Here is an 8,451-nt window from a genome sequence, read left to right on the forward strand (position 1 = left end):
TCTTGACTATGCTGTATCGCTCGACGGACCGCCTCTGTCGTCGTGGCGCTCCCATGAAGAACCTGGCCCATAGCGCATCCCTTGATTCGGAGGACAAGGATGCCCCATCAAAATCTGGGATCAAACACCTATATCTGCTGCTCATTCGCACAACAATACGCCGGGAAATCCACGGTAATCCATTTGGGTCTGGATGCCTCCTCATGTTTCCATCGTTCACGCTGATGCTGGTTGTTGGTGGCGCAGCCGTTTTGCGCCGCTTTAGCCGTGATGCGGGCGCAGTTCGCCTTCATGCCAAATAGTATCGAACCTGCTAGCCGGTCAGTGCGGGCGCCCACGCCGACCGCCGCTACCATTGTGATGAAAATGTGGAGGCGCGACCCCCACGATCCGGATATCGACTGGTCTGGACCTATTGAGTCACTCAAGCTGAGCATGCAATGTGCCACGCCGCGAGCTATGAGCTTTCGTCAGCAGCAGCTGCAGACTAGTAGTGATGGAAAGACGGAATTACATCTGCCGGTGATCAACCCGGCGACAGAGAAGGTATTTGGCTCGCTGGCCGGAGCTTTCGGCGTCGGCCTGGTCGAAGCGACGAAGCCTCGCTTCGGCAGAGCGAACCCGCCGGGCTTGATTGATAGCGGCGACCCTGCCGACGCCGGCCAATTCCCGACGGACCGGTCGACGAGACGGACGAGAGCGTTGCAGCTCAGATTCTCGGACGACCGTGGCGCAGCGGATGCAGAGGCATAAAGGGCGCCGAAGCGATTGGCCAGAAATTCCGGCAACTTAATCTGCTCCTGGCAGATCAGTCCCTGCTGCGGCAGCCGGCCGTTAGCCAGCAGGTCGAGCACAGTGCGCAGATGCCAGCCGCCGTGGTCGCCTGGATGCGCTCGTCGGCTTGCCGTTGATCACCTGATAGTAAATTTTGTTGAAGTAGGTTTCCTGGATCCGGCGGCCCTGCTTGTGTCCGCTGACAATGACAACAGTTCACGCCCTCGCTCAGACGAAGATCGTGAAGCAGCGCCTTCATTCGGGCGGCGTGACCTGGATAGCGGATACTGCGATAATTCAGCGTCCCCACTCGGGCCTGCAGGGCATCGCATAGTGTGCCCAAACCACCGGAAGTATTGAAAGCCTCATACCGCGCGCCGTCGACAGAGAACTCCTCGTACTCCTCAAGCGCTGGGACTTCCACACGTTGGCCATTGGCGATCGCCTCGCAAGGCTCGCAATCGGTTGATCACCCCATCGGTGCTCCAGGTCAGATTGTCTGCAGCGCGCGTTAGCTGGATACTCTGGCAGAGCGCCCGTGCGCAGCCGCACCGCGTCGACACGGTCGAATCCGGCAGTAAGATGATGCGCTACGATCGAGATAAAGCCGGAGCGAGGACGCATTGTGGGACCGGCGGCCAGCATTTTGCTCTGGCGCGTACTCCCGACATCCTCGGTCAGATCAAGATAATGCACCCCGGCGGCAACTGCAGCACGGGCAATGCCGACAGCTAGACGTAGCGGCACCGCGCGAGCACGGCGAATTTGCCCGCAGTACACTGCACAACTGTTCCGGATCGTCGGCGTCCAGCGTTGCCGTACGCAAACGGGGATGCGCGGGAAGCCTCGCTAGCGAGGCCGCCGTCGCATATGCTGGCTAATGGCCTCTCCTTCAGCGGGCACGCATCGCCAACTCGGATTGCACGAGGTCGAAACGGATGGTCGCGCCGACTTGCCCGCCGATTCCATCTGCACTGTTCCGGATCGTTTCGACGAGGTTTTCGAGAACAGCATAGGGTGTGCAACTCTGTCGGCCTCGATGAAATTTTCCCAGCAGCAGCAAGGCGCAGTGCTTGTCAGGTCGGGCGCAGAAAACCAAGGAGCCACTGTCCTCGATTTCCTGCACAAGGAACGCGTCATCGGAGGCTATGCCCGAAAGCTGCTTGTAAACCCGACGCAGCCTTGGTCGAATTGCGACGTAGTCCTCCGAGGATTCAATAACGCCGGCAAGGGATAGATACGGCAATCTTGCCGAGCTCTGCAGCCATACTTCACTTCCGTCGGCTTTGAGAAACATTTTCAATCTCCCCGTTATTTAGAAGTCCCCAGATCGTGCGGCAAAGACGGTCCTTTGCCGTGACCCGCAGCATCCTCACCCGTTCGCTCTCGCAGCTGAGATCGCGCAGAAATGTCCACGTTAAGGAGGACCCCAATGGTTCTTCCACTCAGGCATTTTGTTCACAAAAGATATGCCCCTTCGGATTTGAATAGGCAAGAAGAGATCTACCAAGTTGCAATAAGTTATTGTTACCTTCGTAATTCTAGCGCATTGTTTTCGTAAAAAATAATAGTCAACAAATTACGGCTGCTAGCTAGCGGTCTGCCTTTGGGCTGGGAGCGCTTCGGAGAGAGCGGATTGGATGGAGCAATCCTCGTGGTGCTCGAAGACCGCCAAAAGCCACTGCTTCTCACCGGCCGGGAGTGGTAACGATTTCATCGAGATGCCATTTGGTGCCACATCAGGCGGCGGAGGAATTGGTTGGCGAAGTGCCGGCTAAACTTCTCGCCCCAGGCGCTGATCGTTGACGCGTGGCGCTGCTGTTGTCCTAGACCATACGCAAACTGAGCGGAAACGCGGAATTGAAGCCGCACCGCACGAGCCATGATCCTGACAAGGAAGAGGTTACAGCGACCGGGCGGATCCAATGCGGGGCGATGACACCTGCTGTCGGGTTCTGTCGAGTATCCGACACTGCGCTTACGCCTGGCTTCCTGCTGAACTCTCATAAGGCATTACAAAGTAAGCAGAATAATCTTTCTAGGCGCTTTTGCGGACAGTTGGCACGAGTTTTGAAACTCTGTCTTCGTAGGCCGGCAGGAGCTGCCGACCGGAGCGGAAAGGGCGGCCAACGCTTGTTCCCAGACACATAGGAGAGACAAAATGCTCGGCACGACCGTAAGCCAGAATTTGAAGCGGCACGGTTTACCGCCCGGTGGCTCGGTCCGGTTTTCATGCGCCGATACGGCAGAGGAAAATATCTGCCGCGCCATTGCGCCGCCGAAGGGATCTGCGCTGCATCCAATCTGATCTTAAATGGAGGAACCGTCATGAAAATCCCCGATCAAAAGTCCGCGATGGACCAAACCGCACGAAAAAAAGGTTCCCATGCACTCGACACGGATGTCGGTTACGTAGCCGAGTATTATCGTGATCGGGCCGATACCTACGATCTCCATGTCGGCAGTCAGGGGTATTGCGGGCCAATCGTCGTGGCAGAGCTGGCGGGAGCCGTGCAGACTGCCTATTTGGCCAAGGAGCGAGCAGCCGTTACAATCCTCGACGCTGGCTGTGGAACGGGCCTTGTCGGTCTGCAGCTGCAACGTCTAGGCTTTCAGTTGATCGACGGGTTCGACCTGATCGAGGAGATGGCCGAAAAGGCCCGACAGACCCGTATTTACCGCCATGTAACAGGCGGTGTAGACCTTAACGGTCCACTCTCGGAATACCCCAACGCGAGCTATGACGTCACGGTCTGCTGTGGCGTCTTCACGCACAGGCATGCCCGACCGGATGGACTGCGCGAACTGGCTCGCGTCACGCGCCCGAACGGCTTCGTCATCGCGAGCACCCGCAAGAGCTATGCGGAGGCGACATCCTTTGAAAATGCTGTGCGGCGTCTGCAGGATGCGGGTCTTCTGATGCCGGCACTTTGTCTTAGCGATGCGAGATACTACGAGGAAAACGCGCATTATTGGGCTTTCCAGGTGCTTGATAAAGCAAGAGCAACGGGTGAGCGGCTGTGACACACTAGCGCAGATCTCGGCGGCGGATCTGACTTTCGATGACCCGAACCGGCACTCGCCGATCGGCATGCGAAAGGCTTTTGACACCGATTAGGCCTAAAGCGGATCCGCGTCCCACGCAGAAACACAGGGGCTAAAGATGTAAAGGCTCTTGAACGTTGCTTGAAGTGCACAGCGTTCGAGAGTGCGGCTGGGCAGAGGTGCCCATTTTTACGCTGCGCGCGCCGTTTCGGCTAACTAAGATTGAAGCTGCGCGGCCATTGCCGAATCCATCTACCGGGGCTTGAGGATTTGAACCCGTCATTACCTCTTTGTACTCCAACGTCCAGAAGGTAAAGTCGGAATACCAGGGCATCTACTTCGGGATTTAGTTCGGAGAACTGATTTTCTCGGAGCCAACCGCATATCGCGAATGTATCTACAGATAAGTGACTCGAATGGAGGTGTGGCATGGTGGCAGAAACGGCCGCAGTAGACACGCGAAACAGCGAATGGGACAGCTGGCGTTGGCAACTTTCAAATAGCATAACCACTTTGGATGCATTGAAGGACCATATAAATGTTACGGCGGAAGAAGAAGAAGTTTTCCGCAAGGTCGGTGAAAAATATGTTTTTCGGGTAACACCCTATTACCTCTCGCTGATCGACAAGAAGGATCCAAACGATCCAGTTCGCCTACAGGCTATCCCTAACATCAAGGAACTTGACGATATCTTCCATATTGATCAGCTCGCCTCATTTCACCGATCGGGTGTAGATTCCGAAAACCCTCTTTGGAAGGAGGGGAAGACCGAAGTGAGTTGCATCGTTCATAGATATCCAGATCGCGTACTGTTTCATATTACCAATCTGTGTGCCATATACTGCAGACACTGCTCACGCAAGGTTCGCGCGGGGCGAAACGCGATCGTCAGCAATCGAGATCTCATTGACAAAGGAATAGCATATATAGCCGAGCGGCCAGAGATTCGGGACGTACTGTTAAGTGGAGGTGATCCGCTGATGATGGGCGACAATAAGATAGAGTACGCCTTGTCAAGGCTCAGGCATCTTCCGCACGTTCAGATAATTCGAATCGGCACTCGAACGCCTGTAACGATGCCACAGCGTATCACGCCCGAGTTCTGTGAAATGATCAAAAAGTACCATCCAATATGGATTAATACTCACTTTAATCACCCCAATGAGGTCACGCCTGAAGCGAAACTCGCTATCGAACGGTTGCTTGAAGCGGGGGTTCCGGTGGGCAACCAATCGGTACTCTTGAAAGGCATCAACGACTCGGTCGAGGTGATGAAAGAGTTGGTCCACAAACTCCTTATGGCGCGTGTGCGACCATACTATTTGTACCATGCGGACTTGGTCCGGGGCGCGGAGCACTTCAGAACTTCAATCAATACCGGGTTGCACATTATTGAGAGTTTGCGTGGGCACACCACCGGTTTTGCCGTGCCGCAATATGTAATCTGCACGCCGCTCGGCAAAACGCCACTCAATCCCAACTACCTGATAGGATCTGGACCTGGGTATATCACACTTCGCAACTACGAGTGGAGAACTTGGAAAGATCCTGACAGAATCGACTAAGGTAAAAGCTCACCGTTGCTCGCCAGAGCCCGCCGCGTGTAGGAAGTGATCTTCGGACCGTTCTGCGCCGACCTCGCCGCGTGCAGCGCCCGAGCCTCTTTCGACTGATGCTGGTCGAGGTCACTGCGCTCGAGTCGCTTGGCCTCTTTTGCGTATGATATCTCGATTCCAAAATTCGAGCCGGTATTGGCATCAGCCGTCGGTGAATGAGAACGTGGTGACGCAGATTGCAAACGCCGGCGCAGCGTGGCTAGGCCCGAATACGGTTGGGCCATTAGAGCCGAACAAAGACTTCTGAAAGGCAGGCACGGAGAATGAAAGTTGTTGTTATGGGAGCTGGCGTCATTGGAAGCACGACTGCCTACATGCTGACAAAGGCTGGCCTTGACGTCATCGTGATTGATCGTCGGGACCGCCCCGGCATGGAAACCAGTTTCGCGAACGGCGGTCTGATGAACCCAAGCGACTCTAGTCCTTGGAACTCCCCCGGCACGATGAAAAATCTCGGAAATATGCTCTTCGACGCCAATTCGCCGCTGAAGATCAAACCGCGCGCTGTCCCTTCGATGATCGGTTGGAGCCTCAAGTTCTTCGCCAATTCCAGGACCCGTGTGCACAAGGCGAACATGATCGCCAACATCCGGCTCGCGCGGCTCAGCCTTGAGACCCTGCGTGCTATCCGCGCAGAAGAGGGGCTCACTTACGACCAGACCGTCCGCGGAACCATGCGAATGTTCCCTCCTCAGGGTCGGATGTCCGAGTTTCTCCAGATGTGCCGGGAGATGGAAGAATGGGGCGTGGTCTTGGAGAAGCTCGACAAGGCTCAGATCCTAGAAAAGGAACCCTGCGTCGCGCCGGTCATCGACCGATACGCCGGCGCTGTTCTGTTCCCTGATGATGAAAGCGGTGATGCTCACAAGTTCACAAAAGAGATCGCGCGAGTGGCACAGGCGTGTGGCGCAAAGTTCTTGATGGACACCGAAGTCCTCGATATCAAGCGGGGAAGCGCGACGAAAATTTCACATATTCATACGACCAAGGGAGAGATCCAGGCGGACGCCTTCGTTCTGTCGCTTGGTAGCTACAGCCCAAACCTCTCGAGCAGGCTCGGCATTCATCTGCCGATCATTCCAGTAAAGGGTTATTCGATCACCGTTCCCTTAAACGGCTGGCAAGGAGGGCCGACACGTCCGATCATGGACGATGGCCTCCATGCGATGATCACGCCTATGGGTGATCGCCTGCGGCTGGGCGGTCGCGCCGAGTTCGCCGGCTACGATACCACGGTAGACATCAAAGAAGGGATGCGCGTCCTTGACGATGGCTTTAGAATGCTGCCGGAGCTCAAGGACCACGTGAATGCCGACTCCGTTCTAAACTGGAGCGGCCTGCGCCCGATGACGCCGGGCGGTCCCCCTGTGATCGGCCCGACCCGCTACAGCAATCTGTTCCTGAACACCGGCCATGGGCCGCTCGGCTGGACGATGGCCTGCGGGTCGGCCCGCATAATTACAGATTACATCACTGAGGGCCACCTGACGAGCGAAGCGGTCGCACCGGAAGACTATGCGCTCTGAACGCGCAGCATCTCAGGGCGCGAATAGGAGGCCCGAACTGCTGCTCTTCAGCGGCTCGTCGTTGGGACTGGAGTTACTAGAGGGAGCTCTGAAAAGCGCAGCGCCAGCGTGTAGGTCCCAAGATCTCCAGCGCGGAAGATGCCGACTGATGGCATCGCTCTCGACCTACCATGACCGTCGTATAAGCGGATCGATGGCGCCCGCACTCGGGGCGATGTTCGCGATCTGCGACGCGTCCGAGTTCTACGGCTATTGCGCGTCGGCAGTTAGCGAAGGCATCGACGTGAACCCCAACAAGATCCGGCGCCTATGCGCGCATGATCTGCAGCAAAGATGTGGCGCGCTTTGGCCAACCTTCCGAATCTGGTGAAGCAGATCATACCGGCCGGTCCGGACCAGCTCTGGGCTTGCGGCATGCTATGTCGCGCTGCCGACCTGCTTCGTCTACGTCGCCGTGCTCCTCGATGCTTGGTCGCGCTTGATTGTCGGCTGTGCGCCTGACGGTCGCTGCGTTGATAGCTGCCACCAATCGGAGAAGACCAACTCCAAACCCAATTCCTCATTCATGGTCACGGCTCGCAGTGTGCTGCAGGTATCTACCGGCTGTTCTTGCCGAAGGTCTGACAGGATCGGTAGGCCAATGACAACGCCGAGAACTTCATTGACACGCTAAGGTCGAGGCCCTCGGCTTCGAGACGTTGAGCATCTTTGCATTAACTCGATGAGTGCGGCGACTACGCCGCGATTGACTTCTTCAGTTCCGACGCGTCATTGGCAGCGCATTGGGGAAACCGTAGCTGCAAAGCGCCGCTGAATATAGCCGCGCGCCATGAGACAGTCGTCGAGCGGACATGCGGCTGATGTTTTCCTTGCTGGCGATCCTGTCAGAAGCCCCGTCTCTCTCGTGCTCTCAATTGCCCCAATGTTTGGCGATGATTACCCTTCACCCGAGGGCACCTGCGCAGGTGCGGAGACATGAGAGGTCGCTAATTGTTCCTGTTCCATTGGAAATGGTGTGATCGACCAACGAATTGAATCAACGGCACGCTGAACTATTGCGTTTGTCCGAGCACGGCTGGGTGATGCGGCGAGGACATATCCGATGTAGTCTCGGTAATCGCCTTTCCTGACGATCGGCGTCTTGGGTTTAATATACAGTTTCGCCTCGACGACGCCTGGTATGGCAGCCGCTCGACTTTCGCCATCGATCCAATCCAGGATACCATCGCGATCAGGAATCAGGAGCCGGGCGGTCGCAACATGCGAATGCCTCTTGTGCAAATTCCATTCCTCGCCGATCACGAGCTTGATGTGTTCGGTGACAAGATCGATACCGTGAGCCGCCTCAATCGTTTGGACACTGCCACCAAGACGCGGATTGACCTCAATCACGACTGGCCCACGCTTGGTCCACCGCAGTTCTACGTTCGTTGGCCCCCAGTCAAGGCCGAGAGCTCGCAAACAGCTCAGCGAAGCATCGGCAATACGC

General features: G+C 56.4%; 6 protein-coding genes and 2 pseudogenes. 5 read left to right on the top strand and 3 right to left on the bottom strand.

What is annotated here, in order from left to right; translation table 11 throughout:
* The coding region (locus EN845_RS33630) for a hypothetical protein (protein WP_210235381.1) at positions 1 to 302 on the top strand (302 nt) is incomplete at its 5' end.
* A gap of 444 nt (positions 303 to 746) precedes the next feature.
* Here EN845_RS33630 and EN845_RS36525 read toward each other — a convergent pair.
* A pseudogene (locus EN845_RS36525) lies at positions 747 to 1,600 on the bottom strand (saccharopine dehydrogenase C-terminal domain-containing protein); the annotation flags it as partial.
* A gap of 66 nt (positions 1,601 to 1,666) precedes the next feature.
* Positions 1,667 to 2,071 (bottom strand): hypothetical protein, encoded by a 405-nt coding sequence (locus EN845_RS33640; protein ID WP_127308884.1) that lies wholly within the window; start codon positions 2,069 to 2,071, stop codon positions 1,667 to 1,669.
* A gap of 864 nt (positions 2,072 to 2,935) precedes the next feature.
* Here EN845_RS33640 and EN845_RS35680 point away from each other — a divergent pair.
* The 4 genes from EN845_RS35680 (at position 2,936) to EN845_RS33655 (ending at position 6,962) form a co-directional block, all read left to right on the top strand.
* Positions 2,936 to 3,082: a hypothetical protein gene (locus EN845_RS35680; RefSeq protein ID WP_164761583.1), complete on the top strand. Its 147-nt coding sequence runs from the start codon at positions 2,936 to 2,938 to the stop codon at positions 3,080 to 3,082.
* 20 nt (positions 3,083 to 3,102) lie between these two features.
* The gene (locus tag EN845_RS33645) at positions 3,103 to 3,798 is read left to right on the top strand and encodes a class I SAM-dependent methyltransferase (protein ID WP_127308883.1); all 696 of its coding nucleotides are present in this window, start codon (positions 3,103 to 3,105) and stop codon (positions 3,796 to 3,798) included.
* A 450-nt stretch (positions 3,799 to 4,248) separates the two neighbouring features.
* A complete protein-coding gene (locus EN845_RS33650; RefSeq protein WP_127308882.1) occupies positions 4,249 to 5,385 on the top strand; it encodes a KamA family radical SAM protein in 1,137 nt (378 codons plus the stop codon).
* A 314-nt stretch (positions 5,386 to 5,699) separates the two neighbouring features.
* Complete coding sequence (locus tag EN845_RS33655; protein ID WP_127308881.1) at positions 5,700 to 6,962, top strand: D-amino acid dehydrogenase; 1,263 nt, start codon at positions 5,700 to 5,702, stop codon at positions 6,960 to 6,962.
* Between the two features lie 936 nt (positions 6,963 to 7,898).
* Here the strand turns inward: EN845_RS33655 and EN845_RS33660 are convergent.
* Positions 7,899 to 8,451, bottom strand: a pseudogene (locus EN845_RS33660) (ATP-grasp domain-containing protein); the annotation flags it as partial.

Source organism: Mesorhizobium sp. M8A.F.Ca.ET.202.01.1.1 (genome assembly GCF_004791595.1).
Taxonomy (GTDB): domain Bacteria; phylum Pseudomonadota; class Alphaproteobacteria; order Rhizobiales; family Rhizobiaceae; genus Mesorhizobium.